This window comes from Rhizobium sp. BK538 (assembly GCF_014197575.1).
Classification (GTDB): domain Bacteria; phylum Pseudomonadota; class Alphaproteobacteria; order Rhizobiales; family Rhizobiaceae; genus Rhizobium.
In genome coordinates, this window is the sequence record NZ_JACIFT010000020.1 from 1 (window position 1) to 18,830 (window position 18,830).

General features: G+C 56.8%; 15 protein-coding genes and 3 pseudogenes. 5 read left to right on the forward strand and 13 right to left on the reverse strand.

Annotated elements, in window-relative coordinates:
- The 11 genes and pseudogenes from FHX09_RS22360 to FHX09_RS22410 form a co-directional block, all read right to left on the reverse strand.
- A pseudogene (locus FHX09_RS22360) lies at positions 1–347 on the reverse strand (transposase); the annotation flags it as partial.
- 49 nt (positions 348–396) lie between these two features.
- On the reverse strand, positions 397–576 hold the full coding sequence (locus FHX09_RS22365) for a hypothetical protein (protein WP_184450654.1): 180 nt from the start codon (positions 574–576) through the stop codon (positions 397–399).
- A 388-nt stretch (positions 577–964) separates the two neighbouring features.
- Positions 965–1,900, reverse strand: coding sequence for a hypothetical protein (locus FHX09_RS22370; protein ID WP_246699490.1), 936 nt, complete (start codon positions 1,898–1,900; stop codon positions 965–967).
- Positions 1,901–2,059: 159 nt separating this feature from the next.
- Complete coding sequence (locus FHX09_RS22375) at positions 2,060–3,802, reverse strand: ATP-binding protein (protein WP_184450656.1); 1,743 nt, start codon at positions 3,800–3,802, stop codon at positions 2,060–2,062.
- Between the two features lie 9 nt (positions 3,803–3,811).
- Positions 3,812–4,732, reverse strand: a complete 921-nt coding sequence (locus FHX09_RS22380; RefSeq protein ID WP_210301579.1) for an SIR2 family protein — start codon at positions 4,730–4,732, stop codon at positions 3,812–3,814.
- A gap of 604 nt (positions 4,733–5,336) precedes the next feature.
- Positions 5,337–6,344, reverse strand: a complete 1,008-nt coding sequence (locus FHX09_RS22385) for a hypothetical protein (protein WP_184450658.1) — start codon at positions 6,342–6,344, stop codon at positions 5,337–5,339.
- Between the two features lie 337 nt (positions 6,345–6,681).
- Positions 6,682–6,984 (reverse strand): annotated as a pseudogene (locus FHX09_RS30055) (AAA family ATPase); the annotation flags it as partial.
- Between the two features lie 316 nt (positions 6,985–7,300).
- On the reverse strand, positions 7,301–9,208 hold the full coding sequence (locus FHX09_RS22395) for a hypothetical protein (RefSeq protein ID WP_184450660.1): 1,908 nt from the start codon (positions 9,206–9,208) through the stop codon (positions 7,301–7,303).
- A gap of 90 nt (positions 9,209–9,298) precedes the next feature.
- A complete protein-coding gene (locus FHX09_RS22400) occupies positions 9,299–10,204 on the reverse strand; it encodes a hypothetical protein (RefSeq protein WP_184450661.1) in 906 nt (301 codons plus the stop codon).
- A gap of 33 nt (positions 10,205–10,237) precedes the next feature.
- A complete protein-coding gene (locus tag FHX09_RS22405; RefSeq protein WP_184450662.1) occupies positions 10,238–11,836 on the reverse strand; it encodes a S8 family serine peptidase in 1,599 nt (532 codons plus the stop codon).
- A gap of 38 nt (positions 11,837–11,874) precedes the next feature.
- Positions 11,875–12,585, reverse strand: a complete 711-nt coding sequence (locus FHX09_RS22410) for a hypothetical protein (protein ID WP_184450663.1) — start codon at positions 12,583–12,585, stop codon at positions 11,875–11,877.
- A 593-nt stretch (positions 12,586–13,178) separates the two neighbouring features.
- On the opposite strand from FHX09_RS22410, the gene FHX09_RS22415 reads away from it, so the two are divergent.
- Together FHX09_RS22415 and ltrA are read left to right on the forward strand one after the other, a co-directional pair.
- Positions 13,179–13,370 (forward strand): hypothetical protein, encoded by a 192-nt coding sequence (locus FHX09_RS22415; protein ID WP_184450664.1) that lies wholly within the window; start codon positions 13,179–13,181, stop codon positions 13,368–13,370.
- Between the two features lie 567 nt (positions 13,371–13,937).
- Entirely contained in the window at positions 13,938–15,197 is a 1,260-nt protein-coding gene (gene ltrA / locus FHX09_RS22420; RefSeq protein WP_184450665.1) for a group II intron reverse transcriptase/maturase, read from the forward strand.
- Between the two features lie 254 nt (positions 15,198–15,451).
- Here the strand turns inward: ltrA and FHX09_RS22425 are convergent.
- Positions 15,452–16,114 (reverse strand): annotated as a pseudogene (locus FHX09_RS22425) (transposase); the annotation flags it as partial.
- Here FHX09_RS22425 and FHX09_RS30060 point away from each other — a divergent pair.
- Genes FHX09_RS30060 through FHX09_RS22435 form a run of 3 tightly spaced genes read left to right on the forward strand, consistent with a single transcriptional unit; the run spans position 16,040 to position 17,489 of the window.
- Complete coding sequence (locus FHX09_RS30060; protein WP_348649192.1) at positions 16,040–16,747, forward strand: bis-aminopropyl spermidine synthase family protein; 708 nt, start codon at positions 16,040–16,042, stop codon at positions 16,745–16,747. The pseudogene FHX09_RS22425 and the gene FHX09_RS30060 sit on opposite strands and share 75 nt — an antisense overlap.
- Complete coding sequence (locus FHX09_RS22430; RefSeq protein WP_184450666.1) at positions 16,744–16,926, forward strand: hypothetical protein; 183 nt, start codon at positions 16,744–16,746, stop codon at positions 16,924–16,926. Before FHX09_RS30060 ends, FHX09_RS22430 begins: the two co-directional genes overlap by 4 nt.
- Positions 16,923–17,489, forward strand: coding sequence for a hypothetical protein (locus FHX09_RS22435; protein WP_184450667.1), 567 nt, complete (start codon positions 16,923–16,925; stop codon positions 17,487–17,489). Before FHX09_RS22430 ends, FHX09_RS22435 begins: the two co-directional genes overlap by 4 nt.
- On the opposite strand, the gene FHX09_RS22440 is transcribed toward FHX09_RS22435, so the two are convergent.
- Complete coding sequence (locus FHX09_RS22440; RefSeq protein ID WP_184450668.1) at positions 17,464–18,228, reverse strand: hypothetical protein; 765 nt, start codon at positions 18,226–18,228, stop codon at positions 17,464–17,466. The genes FHX09_RS22435 and FHX09_RS22440 overlap by 26 nt on opposite strands.
- Positions 18,229–18,830: the final 602 nt, after the last annotated feature.

Below are 18,830 nucleotides of genomic sequence, written 5' to 3' on the forward strand. Positions count from 1 at the left end.
CTGGCGGACAACGGACAGTTTGTGCTCGCGGTTGATCATTTCTTTCCGCTCAGCAGTCCGGCTTTGCCGAGCGCACCGGATAAAAAATCGTTCTCTAACGTCAGCTCCCCAATCTTGGCGTGCAGGGTTTTGACATCGACGGTCGGAGCCGCCGGTTCCGCTTTGGCGTCATCGCCGAAAACGCCTGTCGCCCCCTCAAGGAGCTGGTCTTTCCACTGCTTGATCTGATTGGCGTGCACGTCGAACTGCTGGGATAATTCCACAAGCGTCTGTTCACCCCTGATGGCGGCCAGCGCCACCTTCGCCTTGAAAGCCGGACTATGGTTCCGGCGCGGTCGTCTCGTCATGGTATCTCCTGTTCCCGGCATCTAAGCCGAAGTCAGACAGAAATTCCACTTATCCGTGCTGTCCAAATTTCCCCGAGCCAGCTCTCCAGTAAGCCGCAATCGCCCTGATCGAATCCCGGTCCTTTTCCGAGATCTTGCCGTCGGCCAACATCCGGTCGAAGGCCTCGCCGAGCGCCTGTGTGACCGTTCTGCCCGCCTCGGCCGCCGCCTTCAGGCTGTTGGTCGACACATAGATGTCGAGGTTGAGCCCAATCCGTTAGGCCGGGCAACGTAGCGGGCGTTGCTTCCCCGCAGGTCCAAAGGCCGATGTGCTGCGGCCTTGGACGGCCCTCTCGCTGCCGAAGGAACTCCTTCGCCGTATCGGGATCGCCGCAATCCATCTCAGCCCAAAGCGAAGTAACCAGTTCAGCCCTCGGCACGATGACAAGCGTGATGCGACCGTCTCGTGACTGCCGCGCGAACTCCACCCGAAGCGATGGTCCGTCTGCAGACCAATCAGAACGAAGCGGTAGCTCCCTCGGAGCCCACACCAAGGACCCCCAACCTAGGCAAGCAATTTTCATCGAAGGCTCCGAACGACGGTTATTATGCAAAACTAATGCAAACCTGGGCACGCTCTAAAGAGCAACTGCTGCCAAGAACATGATTCCGCCCTCAACGCGTTGGCGAATGCTCAGGAGCTTGGCAAATCCATGTTTGCCTGCTGCGCCGTGTGTCGCTTCATTAAAGACGCCGAATAGTTGGATGATGTCATCGTTGTCCTTCTCGACGAACCCAAGCATTTCGGGTGTATCCGCCCCTTTCTTCTTCAAGAGGTATCGGATTTTTGCACGTCGTGAAGGCGTGCCGTTGGGAGTCCGTTCACAATTGGCATCCGCCGCGATGACATCATCGTTGTACGCCCATTTTTCCAGTATCTCTGTGAATATCTCCCGGACACTCGTGCAGAAATGGCGTGCGGCATCGGTGTTCGCTGGGTTCAGCGCGAAGATCGCACCTTTCCAGCGGTCGCACAAATCCTGAGAAAACCCCGAGAGATATTCGAGGATCCCCGAGTCCTCGAGTACCTCCGGTTCGGCCGGCACATCGGATACAAGGACCGCTGCGACCTTCGCACTGTTGGCGGCTTCCTGCTCGGAAAGCGCGAGCAGATCTGACACGCCCGATGAATGCTGGGCTTCGCGCTCCACCCGCTCGAACTGGTCATAGATATCGTACGCGGAGTTTCTGACCTCGACATAGCGAGTGGTGGAAGTCTGGGCTTTCAGCGCCGCTATCTGTCTCGAGAGCGCTTGTCGATTCTGTCGTACCTGGTTGTTATGAGACGTTACCGCCTGGTTATATTTCCTGACGGCAGCTTTCGCATTCTCGTTATAGCGGCGAACCTCGCGATTGTAGTCGTTGACGACCTTGTGGTTGTGGCGATTGATAGCGTCGATCTCCGCCTTGCGCTCGCGGTTGAACTTGTCGACGGCCGCCTTATTGGCGCGATTTACGCGATCGACTTCGGCGTTATACCGCCTGACCATTGCGTTATACTGGGCTGGAGTCATTCGCTTGACCATAGGAGTTCTTCAACCTGACCCACGAGTACAACTTATGTCTCGTTCGATTTTGAAACAAGAAGTGGAACTCTCAGCGCCCGGCTAGATCTGAAACTCCCGACCCCGCTCTCCGCCGGGCGCGACCCTCGTTCCCACCTGCAGCCGTGTTTAAGACATGCTTTGCCGACGCCACGCCCTAACGGCATTGGCCGTATCGGACTTCGCCTCGGCTTCGCTCCATCGATCCCAAAACGCGACGGTGTGGCTGTCGGGCTTTTGGGAAGGCTCCGAAATACGGATGCGCGTCGGCAACAGACTGGCGTCGCCGACGACAAGCGCCTCCCCTACGTCGAGCACCGGTAGGAGCTCCCCGAAACTTCCGAGCGAGTCCGGCAGCAGTCGCTTAATCACACTCTGGTCGTCACCGTTCGTGAGGCGCATAGCGATCACGTTGTTACACTGGCTGAGCACCGTCCGGTTGACCTCCGACGGTCTCTGACTAATGACCATCAGGCCGATCCCGTACTTTCGTCCCTCCTTGGCGATGCGCTCGAAAATCTCGACGGCGACTGCGTCGCCGCTGTCCGACTGCGTACGCTCCGGAATGTAGAGATGAGCTTCATCGCAGAGCATACCGATCGGGTGGCGCATTTCGGATTCCGTCCACAAGCTCGTCGTAAAGAGGATCTGCGCCAGCAGGCTGACCATTAGCGGAAGCACGTCGGAGGGCACTTCGGAGAAGTCGATGATCTTGACACCGCCCGTGCCCTGCTGCGCGCCCCGGCCGGCGACCAGTCGGTGCACCATCTTCTCGAGCCAGTCCAACTGCATGCATTCAGTCGGTGGCTGAAACAGGAACGCCAGACGACGGTCGCTGCTCTTCGCCTCAAGCCGCGCGATGAGCCTGCTAAGCTTGCCATGGAAGTCGCCTTGCTTTTCGCGCCCGGAGCTTCCGGTGACCATCTCGCCGTTAAGCTCTTCCAGCGTCTTAAGCACCGAGTCAAGGCTAAACGGAACCGGGCTGTCGATCGTGAAATTGTCGAGCAGTTCCTTGTGCTCGGGCTCGCTGAGGGTCGCCTTCTTCGCTTCGGTGATCGTACGCGTGATCACCATTGATTGGTTCGGCGCATTCTGGTCGCTGCGATCGACAAACATCGCAACGAGGGCCTCGTATCCGAGCAGCCAGTACGGCAGGTGCAGTACGCCGTCGTCGAGCGCCCGCCCCTTTTCAATATCTCCAGGCCCAGCGATGCGGAGATGCTGGAACGCTTCGCCTTCGAGCGGCGAATATTCACCATGGATGTCGAAAAGGACGGCATTCGCCTGCGGCAGTACCGCGATTTGGTCAAGCAGTCGCGCGGTCGTCCAGGACTTGCCGGAACCTGTGCTACCGACGACCAGCGCATGCCTTTGGAACAGCTTATTGCCGTTCAGATACGCGACTGCATCGTCGTCCAACGTGAACGTACCCAACGAAAGCTTCGGTCCGTCCATCTCGACATTCGATACGACCTGCATGAACCTTGTGAGCCGGTCGCCTTCAAGCGAAAAGCAGTTCGCCTCGATTTCCGGCACCGTTTCCAGGGTGCGCCTGAAGACATTCGACGTGAGCCCGACCTTATCGAGCAACGTGCCGATAAGCGTAATTCTAACGAGGTTGTTTTCGGTGGGCTCGCTATCTACGCCCGGTTCGATTACAATATTGGTCTCTCGATCATCGGGTTTTCGCGTGATCTTGACGACAATACCGATGAGATGTTGCCCCGCCCGGCTGCTTTGCAGCACAACGAGGCGGTTCACTTGCAGGCGCTTGAGCCGTTCAAGATCTTCGACACGGACGATGACTGCGGTCGTGTCCACGGAAACGACCGACCCGAGCGCCTCGGCGTCGTCGAACTTAAAAATTCCCAATGCTTCCCCCTAGAATACGAGCTTGTTGAACCCATTCATCGACCAGAGCTTGGGCGATGCCACGGTCACCCCCTCCGGAAACTCCGCTGTAAAGATCCGACTGCCGTCACCGGCCTGTTCGATGCCTAGAAAGTTGTTGCCGGCCTTGGATCGTAGGAAGCTCTTCGCCTCTTCCGTCAGTTCCTGCGCTAGCACCACGATCGGAACGTTCTTTTCCCGGCACCGCTCGATAATCTTCGGATGAATATGCTTGTCGCGGAAGCCGAACCCAATGCAGAGGAACGCCGCGGCCCGCTTGAGAGCCGAGTCGGCGCCGTTGATTGTCGTTCGGAACGGATCTTCCGAGGTCTTTTCGTATTTGTTCAGTCCCGGCGTAACGATCAAAGGACTGACGCCGCTGTCCGGCAGGGAAAACACGGGGAGTCCTACGACCCGCTCATCGGCCGTTTGGAACCAGTCCAAGGATCCGTGCACCTTCCATATTTTGACGACGCGAGACTCCTTGTGTCCGTTTCGAAACGTGATCTTGTCCCCGTTTTCCCACTTCTGGAGGTAACCCGGCGCAAAGCCGGTCTGGAAGAGCAGACCCGCGGAATTGCATGCATACTCTACCACCCGATCGTAGTTCGTCGTGATGACGTCGATGGTATTGGCGTTGCTACGGAACAACGCCTCCAGAAGTTCGCCCAGCGGATAGGCGAAAGGATCGGTATAGAGCTTGCAATAAAGATCGGCGTCCTTCTCATTCACGCACTTCCAAGTCGATGCGACGATCTTGCGAAGAAGGCCGAGTGGCAGGTTCACGCCTTCCAATGCGCCCTCCAGGTGCTGGCCGCTTTCCAGCGCCTTGGACACCTGAGACCACTTTTCTTCCTCGTCCGGACCCTCGGCTTTCACCGATGCATTCAGGTATTTACTCAGGGCTTTCATGCCAGGCAGACCATGTGGCATGGACGCGCCGCTTCCGAGCACGACCGTCGGGATACTGCCAAAACAGCGTTGAGCCGCCTTTGCTAAAGTCTCTATGTCCATAGATGATTCGTGTGCGTGACCGAGAGTCGCAGCCGTAAGTGCATAACCACAAGTTGTCTACATCAAAATATCGAAAAGTACTCGCACCGCGAGAAGACAACCCGCCAGTGCCTCACGCAGGTCATGGACGGTCACGATCCCCCGGCGTATGTCAGGGCAAGGTCACCGAGGCCAGACATGGCGGCTGGTCGAGTACGGTGGAACAAGAGGTTAAATAGGATGTGGGCCAGGTCGGTATTCGGAGGAAACCCGACTCCGCCGAAGCCGTGTGACGATGTACCGCGCACGGTCCCGCATCTCCCCTTTGTCGCGTCTATGTTTGCCGCAGGCCAAACGAGCATCCCACAAGGAAAGACAAAAATAAAAATGCCCCGACTTGTCGGGGCATCCTGAAACCTTAGATCAACGTCTCTTCAGGTAACCGCACTTGGATTTCCTTTCCCAATTCGCGTTGCGTTGAGTTCTTACAAAACTATGTGTCAACGGGTTAAATTGCAAGACCTCAAGGAATTCGCTCGATAAAAATCGAGAACCCATTGCCGGGAAGCAGGATTCCGGAAGATAGCTGCCGCTGGTCACCAGGCCTATTTTGCCTTTGTGAAGGACTCATGTCGTCTATGAAGATCTTATTTATTCCATTTTCCCTGAAGCGAGTAAGAATATTAGGCGAGACGCAATTCACTTCAAGATTGTGGCCATCACAAACATGCCGCGAGGTGACCGTCAAAACGGGATCATTATCCAACTTCCACGAGGATATCCGTTCTCTTTGGAGCCTATAACTTTTCGCGCCGGACAGCTCGTAGCGCGTTTCAATATGATCCGGTCCGGTTTGCGACGTCAAAGGAATTGCCCGAGAATTGTCTGAGAGAAGTCTAATTTCGTCTTTCGAGACTGTGTATTCATTTATCCCAAGTTTCCCATGCACATGGACCCTTGTATTGATCGTCAACGGCTCGTTCGTACGGGGCACGACTTCATACGTGGAACGTTCAGTAACTTCGACAACTCCTCGCGCTTCATCAGCCCACCGGATGTCAATATTGCGTTGCATCCCTCTCACAAATTGATTTTCTTCGTGCCCCATGCCCTGCCTGATCGCACCTTTCAGTCGCTCCAGGAACTCTCGCTGCTCGGTCTCATGAAGGTTGGAGAATCGAAGGTATCGAAACGCCGTCAGCCTCTCCCAAAGATCTTCGATATCATTTCGTTTTGCTAGATAGGAATCCGACCAAGCAAACTTCCAAACCTCCTCAAAGAAGCTGATCGAGTTTAGCATTCGCAGGAGAGTCGCGACAACGCCACCAGAAAGCCCAAGCTTACCCAACTCCCAAGCGAGATTTCCGAACCACTGACTAGATCCAGTGGCCACGTTACTCGGTGTCTTCGTGAAGAAACCGAAGCCAAATAAAAGTAGAGAAACGACGATTAGAACAATGCTAGCGATCGTCCAGCGGGCCTGAACCGCCTTCCTTCCAACCCATTTGCTCATCGCTGTAACGAAATGCATTTTAGCAAAACCCCAGATGGTGAAGTTGCCGAGGTTTTAGTATGAGTCGAGTTGTGTTTGAAAGCGGCGTTCTGAAATGATCAACCTATTCCCATGTGCATGCGGCGTTCATTGCCGGAGTTAATTCACGGACTTCGGCGGCGGTTGGAAACGACGCTTGCTGCAGTCGGTTGCGACAGGTGTCGATTTCCGCGCCGACGGCGGCCCGTCGATGGCCGAGCTGATGGAGCTTGCCTACTTCGGCAAAATACAGCAGTCGCCGTGACGTCAGATGGTCGTCCGTCTTCATAGCGGCTTCGAAGGCGTCGGCCGAGGCGGCGTCCAGACTGTTTCGATGATCCTCGCTGTCCAGCAAGCTGTTCTGGGGCCGCTTGATGCGTAGGAACTCCCGGTCGTTTCCCGCTACGGTGATGTTCGCGCCTATCCGCATTGTCGGGTATGGATGCAGGAAGCCGTACCGGCTCGTGGTTCCTATCCCGAATATCAGATCGAGAATGGCGTCCAGGGATGTCGATTTGCCGGCTTCGTTCGGGCCGTAGACGACATGCAGGTCAGGCGACAGGTGCGGCTTGTCGCCGAAATCGAGAACGCCGTCGGTGAACTTTCCATATCGGGTGAGCTCGAGGCGGTTCAGAGGCATCTACTTGGCCTCGCGCGTTCTGATCCTTGGTGCTGACCGGCGTGATCACGGCGTTAGGACTCTTGCCGCGGCGATAGCGGCGGTCCGGTTTTCCTGGAGTCTATGAGCGGTAGGGCGCTTACTGGTCGGAATCGCATCGAGGGGCGTACCTCCACTTCCCAGAGAACCGAGGCTGGAATGTGGGCTTGGTGGTATCTACACCTTTATCGGCCTGCCACATGTGATGGAGTGGTTGAAGGAGATTGGTGTAGGCCCTGAGGATGTCTGCGCATAGTCAACGCACCGCCTACCGACATTCAGGCGGGAGCAGCGGAGCTTAGTGCGGTCGCCGCGTCTCAACGAAGGCGCCAGATCGCTGTAGTTCGATATTGCGGGCAATCGCGATCGCGTTACCGACTTTTTCGCGCAAGGCGGAAAGTTGCTCAGGCGTTAGCGCCTCAATCGACTGGTGAACCCGTGAGGTTGTTTCCGCTGCGTTGGGAGTAGCGATCGGCTGCGAGACACCCGCGCCGGCCGCGAAGTCACGAACGAGGTCTTCCACAAAATATCCGCCCTGCGCAGTTTCTTCCACAAGCCCCTCACCGACCGCGGCCGCGACAGTACGAGGTGCCGGCATATCTCCATAGGGCTCATAGCCGATTTCTGGGGGCGTTGGTTCCGGTGCGTTACATAGGTACCGAGCGAGCACGTATCGGCGGAACGGCAGAAATGCATCGGTAAGTGTTGGCGAAAGGGCGCGTGATTCGCTAACTTGAACGAATCCACCCGGATCAACGTCCGGCCAACGCACTACTGTTCCGTTTGGCTTTTCAAGCACGACCACGCCCGGTCCGGCGAAGCCTCCGCCTGCCGACCGCGACGCCGTCATGTGACAGCCGGCACAGGTCGCAGCACGCGCACGGTTCAATAAAATCTGGCCACGCTGCGGGTTCACGAATGGGCTCGCAGTGTTTCCGACTTGATCTAGCATTTGCGTGACCAATAGGCTGGCACCACCATCACCCGGCGCATCGGACAATCCTTGGGAAGTACTTTGGAACTCGTTGAACTTATCTTCATTACCGAGGGCTATGGTATTTAAGAGGACCTTGTCAGGTGTAAGTTCGGCAGCGACGCCTGTTCCGAGATGATAAAGATTTAGCTCGTTGACCAGCAACTGATGTTGCGCGGTCGTCTCGCTCAACAATCGCAGCGCGATCATGCTCGTCAGCGATTGCAGAAACTGGCCGTGCAGAAGGTTTGCGGCAGTTGCGGGATTTTTGGTCAAGAATGTGGTTCCCAACAGATCGTCACGGTAGAGCTCCGCAAGAGGATTATCTTTTGCGGTCACTGGTACGAAAGTCAGAGGAAGCGACGCTGGAGCAGGGTTGAATGTACGTTGCGTCAGCCACTCTCGCAGTTGCCAGGGAGGTGGATTGAATGCATTGGCTCTAACTTGGCCGCGCCCGCCGTCGCCGCCGTAGTTGCGGTAGTCGACAACCGGCCTAAGCAGGTCTGGAGCAGCGAGGGCTGGCGAGGTCTTACCTTCGTAGTAAAATGCCGATAAGCGGCGAGCCAACTCCGTCGGCGACAAGCCAGGTTCGGACAGATTCGCCCAGAACTCGGCCACGGGTCTGCACCCTTCCTTACCCTCCGACGGCTTTGGGTTGGGGACCATCGCCTCGAAAATTAGAAGGAAACGCCCCGGCCCATCGGCCAGGGGCTGACGTGCGTAAATGATACGATGCTCACCGCAATGGGCCCAGTTGTCAGGAGCGAGATCAAACCGGTTGAATACCGCCAGCGGCTTCATTGCTTGATCGCTACTCTCGTTCAACATTTTTTCAGCATCGAGAGCTGCGGCTTCCCCACGGGCGTCAAGTGGCATCACGACGCCACCTTTGGTGTTCAGCGGCAATGTCTCGGCCGGAACAAACGTGGCTAGCATCGACTTCACGAACTCCTTTTGCGCGGCAGGGCTAGTATCACCGCCGGCACTTGCCAAGACCGCGGAGATGGTTCGGCTGAACGAAAAGACTCGTTCGGAAGCGGTGCCGCCGAGTCCAATATCGCCCCGCTTCGTGTCCATGACTGCGTCGCTATGCACCACCATACTCGGCACAGCGTTGAAATTAGGCGTGAAGGTTCCATCACCTTCAGGCGTGCATATTTTGAAAGATTGCCCTAGCGCCGGATCGATCAGCGCCGCCACAACGGTAACGGCCGCAGCCATTTGTAGTTTCATCGTCGTCCCTCCGTGACTTTATGGCCCAGGCCGAGTATCGTCTCCCTAATGCAAGATGAAAGCAGATTACCTGCCCGCCCTTATGAAGGCTCAAGCCACCGGAGCTAGCTCCGCCATCTTTTCAAGGTATTTCTGCGCGATTTTGATAGCTGCGCTTTTGTCCGGATGAAGTTCGTCATGCCAGTGCCCGGCACAGCATCCCCTGGCGTTGATCAGATGAACGTTGCGTTCCCGACGATCAAAATCCGATAGGAGATCGTAAAACTCGTCAACGACGACGCGGATGATCGCGGCTACTATAGGATCGCCGATGTTATAGCCGAGAGCGCTGAACGGCGTACCCATCCACGGGCCACCTGGACGAGGTAACGCGTAGTCATAACCATGGAGCAGAATTTGCGTATTTCTGCTCCATGTCTGGACGTTGTCGATGATCCGCTGATAACCGGCAGCAACTTCAGCAAAAATTGCCTTCAAGTTGTCCCTGCGAACATAGGCCCAAGGATCGCTTACCCCGCCACCTGTCGAAAATGGCTTTACAAACCGCGCCAGGCTCCGCCCGCCGAGGAAGTCATTTCCTCCGCCAGAGAGTATGAAGAAGCCGAAAACCCCGCTCTGGATTGGCCCCTTATACTGCTCCTTCGCGACGATGTCCGAGAACTCATCGCCCGGCCACCCGATGTTGTTTACAAAGCAACGTTGATCACTCTCGATGATATCGACGAAACTCTCGTTAAAACCCCTGACCTTCGAGATTGGCCAGAGGATATTCACCCAAGAATCCCCTTCAGCACAAATCCTGTAGGGTCGAGCCAGCCGCGCCTCTAGTTCGTGATCAGTGGAAGCAGTCGGGCTCGGAAATGGCGGATACGGCTGCCGAAGGGCCTGATACTCGGCTTCGGTCACCGCGGTACCGTCACTTCTCTTTACTTCGAAGACGAGACTGTCGCTTCGTTTCTCAAGCTCGATGTCATCCGGAACCAGAGGCGCGTTCATTCTGTTCTCAGCTCCTTATTCAAGAGACGACGATCAGCTTTTAGGTGGGCATTTTGCCAGCGCTTTTGTCAGCTTTAGCATCGGTGCCGCGGCGTCTCCGGAGGCACCTGATGAAACCATGCATTTAACTGCCTCCACGCCGGTGTACTCGGGCCGGATCAAGCGGAACAGGACATGAGCGGAAGCGCAATATGGCGAGGCCATGGATGTACCGCTCATCTTTCCGTAGGAGGAGTTTGAAGGGTTGCTCTGTCCGTCAAAGGCCAGCGAACTTACGACGTCGACACCAGGGCAGGAAATGTCGGCATCGACATTCGAAAAGTTTGCGCGCTTGCCTGCCGCGTCGTGCGCAGCGACTATAACGCCGTTTTCTATACCTTTGTCTCTCGCTGCCAATGCCGCCCAATTGAACGGGCTGGCATACTGCGCGCTGATCGGTGTTTCACCTTTTTTGCTGTCGTTTCCGGCAGCGGAAAAAATCACCTTCCCGTCTTTGTTGGCTGCCTCGAGGATGGACACCAGGATCACGCCTTGGGATTCCACGAGCGAACGCCATGCGCCCGATTCAGGGAGATCTGGATTGATCCCAAAGTTGCTCCGCCAATTATAGCCCAGACTGACGTTGTAGGTGGAGACGTCGTCTTCACCACCGACGAAGTTGTTGAGGGTCGCGAGTATCTGGCTAAAGAGAACGACAAAGCGCAATTCGGGCGTCTGGGCCCCGGACTGGAAGAAGACGTCGCCCGAACGCGCCCGGACAAAGCAGTTGGGCAGGACGCCTTCGATGCCTTTCGAATTGTGTAGTCCACACGCAATTCCCGCAACATGGTTGCCGTGATTGTCCGCATGGGTGTCCGTGGGGAACTCAAGAAACGACAGGTCTTCATGCCGCGAAAATCCGACATCCATCACGCCGAATATGATCCCATCATTGGCGCCTGGCATAGACCAAAGCTTGTCTGCCTCGATATCCTTGACGCCCCAGTCGATCGTCGGCGCTAACGCCGCACCCAACGTGCCGGTTATTACATCGGTGGGCTCGATCATATTCCGAACATCGACGTCGTCTGCCGCTTTGTCTGATAGAAAAACGTCCGGCGTCGCGCTGAGGACGCGTGGGTCCTTTTTGAAGCTGTCGATTGCTTGATTCATGCCTCTGAGAATGGACTCGTTCGCGTTCTTGTCCGTGATCTCACTCTGGAAATATTTCGAAATATCGGTTTTGACCTGGACCGCGCCGATATTCTCGAATTTTTGAATTACCGGGAGATTGTTGGACTTCAGGTAGTCATCTACTTGAGCGGGCGTGACGTCCGATTCGAACTTGATGATCATCGAATTTGGTACGACGAATGGTACTGTCTTTTGCTGACCATCATTCATTTCAAGTTTCTGCTGTCCAGCAGCGTTCAGATTGTTCTGGTCCACCACAAGATCGCGGAACGCGGGCTTCTCCGACGCCCAAACCTTTGCACCCACTTCAGGCAGGTTACGAATTAGATCATTCGTCGCCTGACTTGGAAGCGTTGTCGCTTTCGAAAGTGTATCCTGCCCGCTTGCATTTGCAGGCGCCATCATCTGTGCCGTCGCCAACGTGATGACGAAAGCGCCACTCAAGCGAGACGAAATCATTATTCCCTCCGTACGTTAACGCCTCTGACCGCTGATGATCAGGCCGAACCACCATCCACGTAGACAGGGACGGGATAGAAGTGGACCTTGAGCCCCTTCATGTCGTGATAGCGGGCTACCCACTTCTTCAATGTGAAGTTCTGCTTCCAGAGCGCCGCCGCGCTTGAGTTTGAGTAGATCAGCCTGCTATCGTCACCGGTAACAGGGCCAAGGATGCCCACGTGACCAATGTTCGATCCCTCAGTCGGCGATATGATGATCCCGCCAGCGGGAACGTCGCGTTCTCTTATATTCGAGCCAAAGCATCGCCGTAGTTCCGGGTCAAAAACCGCGGTGCCGTCGGTGCGTGTGATCCAACGACCGAGGGCGTTTTTCGCTATATGCCTCACTGCCCAAACGCAGGCAAGATTTCCCCCGTCTGGTCCCGTTGCCGAAGAAAATTGGTTGACGGATTCCAGACATTCATCAAACACCGCCTTGATATCACCTGGATCACTGACCTCGCACTGCAGAGCCGCAGCCGGAGAGAACGTGTCTCTCGGACCAATGATGACCGAGTTATCGGATTCTTTTAAAACCAAACCCCGGTTAGTTATTTCGAATAGCAACTGGCCGGAATCATACTCTCCGACCTGCGTGACGATAAGATAGTCGTGCCCGCCTGAGTTTATCTGATTGGCGGACAGGGTATAAGAATCCGTTTTATCAATGAAATTTCCGACTTCCGGATATTGTTCAAGAACGCCCATAATTGCCCCCTATCGTTGAGCCCAGAGGCAGCAAGCTACACTTTAAACTACACTTAACAAGCTCTATTAATTATCGTATAAGTTGAAACTCTATGCAAATAGGGTCAGATCTGTAAGACGTTTCTATGTATAAAACATACTTGCGTTGATATATCGTTTTGACTATCGAGGTAATTGTCTTTCCGAAACAATGAAGCGGAGAGAGCCTCAACGCAACCACAGCGCGTTGAAAGGCCCCTATTTAAGAATAAGCTTGCGCCTCGCATCTACAATCTTTGCGAGTTGTGATCTGGATGCAAATAAGCCTAAAGAGGTAGGCGGGCCTATCGCCACTGCAGAAGGACGCGCAGTCTCGGGCAGCTCAGACAGGCGCAAGGTCTGGGTCCCGAGTCGGACGACCCGGTGGTGTTTCCTGTCCGCCGTGATAGCAAGGCTGACTCTTGGTTTAGGTTTTCCAGAACCTGACAATCGCCCGACTCGCGATTTTTGCCGTGCACTCGATCACTTTGTCGATGCCGCCGAACATTTTGAGGAGGGCGCCGGCCTCTCCGTCAATCCAGGTAACCAAGCCTGCTGCGGGCTGGTCGAGAACCTTGAAGGCGCCCATCTGCGGCCGGGCCGCAAAACTCTACAACCACGTCGTCAACAAGAAGGCCAAGTTCTACGTCGGCATTTCCTGCGATATCCCCACACTGATCGCCTGCTATAAGGAATTCAAGGTGGAAGAGGCCGAGGCTGCGGTGCCGGCAGCGGCGGGAGAGCCTGCCCTCATAGCGGTAGTCTAGCTAGTGCCCGTCCATAGTGTGCTGCAGCAAGCAGAAGGAGGTTCGATGGAGAACTGACAACATGCTGAGAAGCTGCGTGAAAGATGAGGGTAGGCCCCTCGGGATCGGCTTTCAGGAGCGGGTCTCAAACCAGCCCAAGCTGCTGTGGTAGAAGAGCCATGGTGGTTAGCGTTGGGTCAAAAGCCGCGGACATGATCCGGGGCAGGTAGGCATCCGGAAGATGAGCGCAAGCAAACCCTTCGATGACGCGTCGTTAGTACTCTTTGATACCACTAAAACCGAGGGCGTATGGATCTCTCGGGACAAGTCCGTCGGAAGCCTGATGACTGGGCGGACAGTGGACGGCGTATAGGGGGCATGAGCCGGATGCAGGCTTTTGCGCGGAACTGCAGGAACCAGCTTTCTGATGCCAAGGGAGAAGCACAAGCGGCACACCACCGTGAGGCGAGAGTACCGATGCAGGAAGTTGGGGCGGATCGACCCGTAGTAGTGACGAAGGTCCTGTAATGGGGCTGGAGCGAAGGGGTCGGATCAGGTGGTCGTATTTTCGAAGCAACTGGCAACAGGATGACAACGACAGATGCGACAGACAAGCCGTTTATGATCGATAAGCGGCTGGTGTACGAAGCCTACAAAGCGGTCAAATCCAATGGTGGTGCGGCTGGCGTGGACGGGCAAACGATCGAGGCATTCGAAGCCAACCTGGGGAGGAATCTCTACAGGATCTGGAACAGGATGAGCTCGGGAAGCTACTTTCCGCCACCGGTGCGTGCCGTCCCCATTCCGAAAAAGAGTGGGGGCCAGCGGATTTTGGGTGTGCCCACCGTGAGCGACAGGATCGCGCAGATGGTGGTCAAGCAGCTCATCGAACCGGAGCTCGATCAGATATTCCTGCCAGATTCCTACGGCTACAGACCGGCAAAATCGGCGCTGGATGCGGTGGGGGTCACGCGTCAGCGGTGCTGGAAATATGACTGGGTTCTAGAATTCGACATTAAGGGACTGTTTGACAACATCTCGCACGAGCTTTTGCTCACGGCAGTTCGCAGGCACGTAAAGAGCAAATGGGCATTACTATACATCGAGAGATGGCTGACAGCGCCCATGGAAAAGGATGGACAGAGGATTGAACGGAACTGCGGAACTCCCCAAGGGGGCGTAGTTTCGCCGATTCTTTCAAATCTTTTTCTGCACTATGCGTTTGATCTGTGGATGAAACGGACACATCCCGACCTCCCATGGTGTCGGTATGCGGATGACGGGCTGGTGCACTGCCGGACCGAGCAGGAGGCAGAAGCCGTCAAGGCTGCGCTTCAGGCGAGGTTGGCGGAATGCCAACTGGAACTGCACCCGACGAAGACCAAGATCGTCTACTGCAGAGACTCCAAACGCAGAGGGCAACATCCGAACGTGACGTTCGATTTCCTCGGATATTGTTTCCGACCGCGCGCGGTATGGGGAACGCAAAGCGGGCGACTGTTTTGCGGCTTCACACCAGCGGTCAGTTCCTCGGCGCTGAAAGCGATGCGGGAAAAGATCAGGGACTTGCACATCCGCCGACAGACGCAGCTCTCGTTGGACGACATCGCCCGGCTGATCAATCCGCTCCTCAGGGGGTGGATCAGCTATTATGGACGGTACGCACCAACGGAGCTGCAGCCCATACTTCGCTACGTCAATCAGACGGTGCTTGCGTGGGCAAGGCGGAAGTTCAAGCGCTTTGGCAGGGGTAAGGCTCGGGCAAGTCGGTTCTTACAACGGCTCGTCAAGCAGCGCTCCGATCTCTTCGTGCACTGGCAACTCGGTCTGATCGGCACGTTTGCCTGATGGGAGCCGTGTGAGCTGAGAGGTTCACGCACGGTTCTGAGAGAGCGGAGGCGCGCAAGCGTCTCTGCTACTCGCCAACGCCTGTTTTTCTGGGGTTTTCAAGGTTGCTTGTCCACTGAAGGATGTTTGTTGGGACGGGTGATGGCACAGAACCCTGCAGGTTATGGCGCGAAGCGCGATCTGGCGGCAATGGGGTCATGAGGTATCGGCCGCCGCTCGCCGGGTGTGCTCTGAACGCTGCCGGATGAGGGGTGTCAGGTCGGCCTGAGGCGGGCGAAGAGAGCGAGATTGTAAGCGACCACCGAGGACCAGACATAAGCCTTGAAGTGGTCGAGCCCGCGCCAGGTGCAGCGCCCCAATCCATAAGCGCGTTTCAGGCAAGAGATGCCGGCCTCGATGCCAGCGCGGAAGTTTCTGAGCTTGCGATCGACCCAGCGGCTTGTGACCATGTCTTCGATCTTGAGGCCGCACTTCTTGTGGAAGGCCATGTCGCGGATGCCGCAGGCTTTGGCTCCGCTCAGATTTTCGCGGCTGGCATAGCCGCCGTCGGCCGCCGCCTGACGCGGCGGCTCGCCGTAAAAGGCGATGTGGCGTTCCAGCATCGGCAGCAAGCGATCGCTGTCGGCCGGGTTGCCGGCTTCGACGACGAGGTCGAGGATCAGTCCGCTTCTGCCGGTGGTCAGATTGAGTTTGTGGCCGTAGTCGACGTCGCGGCTGCCCTTTACGATGATGTCGGCATGCGGCTCGAACAGGCTCACCAGCTTCTCGCCGGCCGGGACCGGCTCCCCGGCCAGGACCCGCCGCTCGGTCTGGGCGATGATCCGCTCGATCAGCGGCTTATAGTGGCAGACTTGCGCCTGCCAGAGTTCAACCGCCGGGCCCGCCGCCAGGGGCAGCCGCGACGCAAGGCGCTCGACCTTCGTTTGGCCCTCAACGCTTTGTCGGACGTCGTCCAGAACCGCCCTCCTCCGATCCGGGAGTTTGACCAGATTTACATGAAAGTCGGCGACATGGTCGTGTATGCGGAGTACCTGTGCCGGAAGCTTGATGATCGGTCACTTGTCTTCGTCGGCGACGGAGACGCGATTGGGCTTTCCATCGCGCACTTGATGAACGAAGGCATCCTCGACTACGGTCCGAGCAAGCTCCTCCTCCTCGACTTCGACGAGCGAATGGTGAATTCGGTCAATCGGTTCGCCCTAGACAACAACTTCGCGGACCGGATGGAGGCGCGTCTTTACAACGTTGCCGACGCCCTCGACCCTACCCTCCTCGAATCCTTCGATGCTTTCCATATCAACCCGCCCTGGGGACAGTACAACGACGGAAAGAGCGTCGTTTCCTTCCTGCGGCGCGGTGCGCAGCTCCTGACAGACCAAGGACTGGGCGTGGTCGCCATCGCCGACGACGACACGAAGACGTGGCCGGGTCTGGTGCTGCGGATGACGCAGAAGGCGGCGATCGAACTTGGCATGGCCGTCGTCGAAATGCAGCCGCACATGCACACCTACCACCTCGAAGACGCTCCCGGCTGGCATCCTGCGCGATGATCTTCAGGAAGGTGGAGAAGTTCGAACTGAAGAACGAGCCACTGACCGCCGACGAGAAGAAGGATTTCTACGGTCGCGACCAGCATCTCGAGGCCCGGTTCGTCAGAGAGATAGCGCACATCGGACGCGGAATGGCGGATCCACGAGACTACAAGATCGAAAGCGAGGATTCAGAATGAACGGGATGGAGTCGATCGTATTCATGAAGGTCGGAATGCATGCATCCGAATCCTTCGAGGACATTCTCGTGCGAAAGAACAAGGAGTTCGATCGCGCAGGAATGAGCTTCGGGGGCTACGGCGGCGGCACGATGCACCCGATCTCCAAGCTGCAGCCCTTCGCCAAATACCGGATTGAACAAGGTCGCGACGTCCGGCTCGTGATGGAACTCATCAAGTCGAACCATTCGATGTCGGCCGTGGCGGACGAGTATTCGGAAGACGGAGAGAACTGGAAGCCGATCCCGGAAGGGATCGAGGTCCGCGGATCGAAGTACGCCCTCGTGCTCAATGAAATCGTCCCCGGCGATCTCGAAGTCGACCTCACGCGCTACGTCGTCGGCATCGGCCCGAGCGAAGGCAAGAACGCTGGCGGATACATAAAGGGCCGCGTGGACAAGGGCCTATTGGACTACGTCGGTCCGGCGAACGAGGTCCCGCCGCGGATCGTGAAGTCAGCTTATTCGGCAAAGCTCGCGCAGCCCTTCGGTGTCCTACTCAGAGGCGAGCGGCCGGCTCGTTGAGGACGGAGGAGGAGCCCGCACGGATCTGGGTTGCGAACCGAAGCCACGTTGCTGTTTCCCCTGCCCTGTGATCGTCGACGCGGCGGCGGTCCTCCGGTTCGAGCAGGACGGGATCGCAGAGCTTCACTACAAACGGACGCCGGAGTTCGGCGCGGAAGTTGACGCGATAGCGCGACGGCGTAGAAGCCTCCGAGGTCTTCTCGAGCAGGGAGGTGACCTGCGAGAATCCGACCTTGCCACCGTTCGGACCGGCGTTTCGATAGATCGTCGGATCGAAATTGCCGTCGTCGCCGAGCCTCAGTTCCCTGTCCGAATAGCAGACCAGAGCGTAGTGGCGCTTCTTTGGGCCGAGCTTCGTGGTCGCTCGGCTCAACAGCAGGACGTGCGGAGGCAGTTCGACTTCCTGTCCGACGGGATTCACATACTTGCGCCAGACCAGCACGCTTTCGGGGTTCTTATCCTCGGACTTCGGCGCCGACAGCATGGTGGAGAAGACAAGGTCGACCCGGTCGCTTGACCGCAGCCGGGAGAAGTCCATCGAGCTTCCGATGCCCCAGAAGAAGACGCCGTTGCCGGCCTTGCGCTCGTATTCCTTTCGACGAAAGATGTCGGAGAGGTCCTGGCCGGCTTCAGCCTGCATCTTCGTCCAGCAGACGAAGCGCGGCGACGCCGAACTGGCTGGCGCGTCCGCACTGACTTCGACGAGCTCGTCCACCTCGGGAAATAGATCGAACTGCATTGCGGTCCCTCAACTCTCCGACATCCATGCCGCACAAGCGGCCGTTCTAGCGCAACTGGCGCGGACGTCGAGTCGCGCGCGCACCTGCACTTGCTTTCCACATTGCGCTTGTGTGAGGCCTGTGGAAAGCCGGTGGACAAGCGGTGACTTGCCTTACTTTGTTCCCTTTATGTCCATTAATCAACCTGCAACTTATCAATCTTTTTGGCTCGCGCGCCCGGCAAGCCCGCCAGTTTGTGATAGGCGGACCCTCGATCATTATCTGACGCCGCGGCTTTGCAAACGACCACCAGGTGCGCAATCGCTCCTCGAGTGATTGTCTCCAACAGGCCAGATAATGCCGTTTCGCGCGGCGTTGCTAACCAACGATTTCCTGGCCGACCACGAGTGATTGCGGGCCGAGCCGGTATTCTCACAGCAAGGTAAAAAGACCGGAACCGACAACGATCGCGACGCTTCGCTCGGAAAGCAGGATGCCGCACACGCGATGTATAGCGATGCCGAAAACCTGCTGATCAAGGTGTCGCCGTACCGAGCCCGTAAAATTCGAGGGAAGAAGACGCGGGTGCACGCCTCAAGCCGCGTAGAGGATCTTGGCCTTT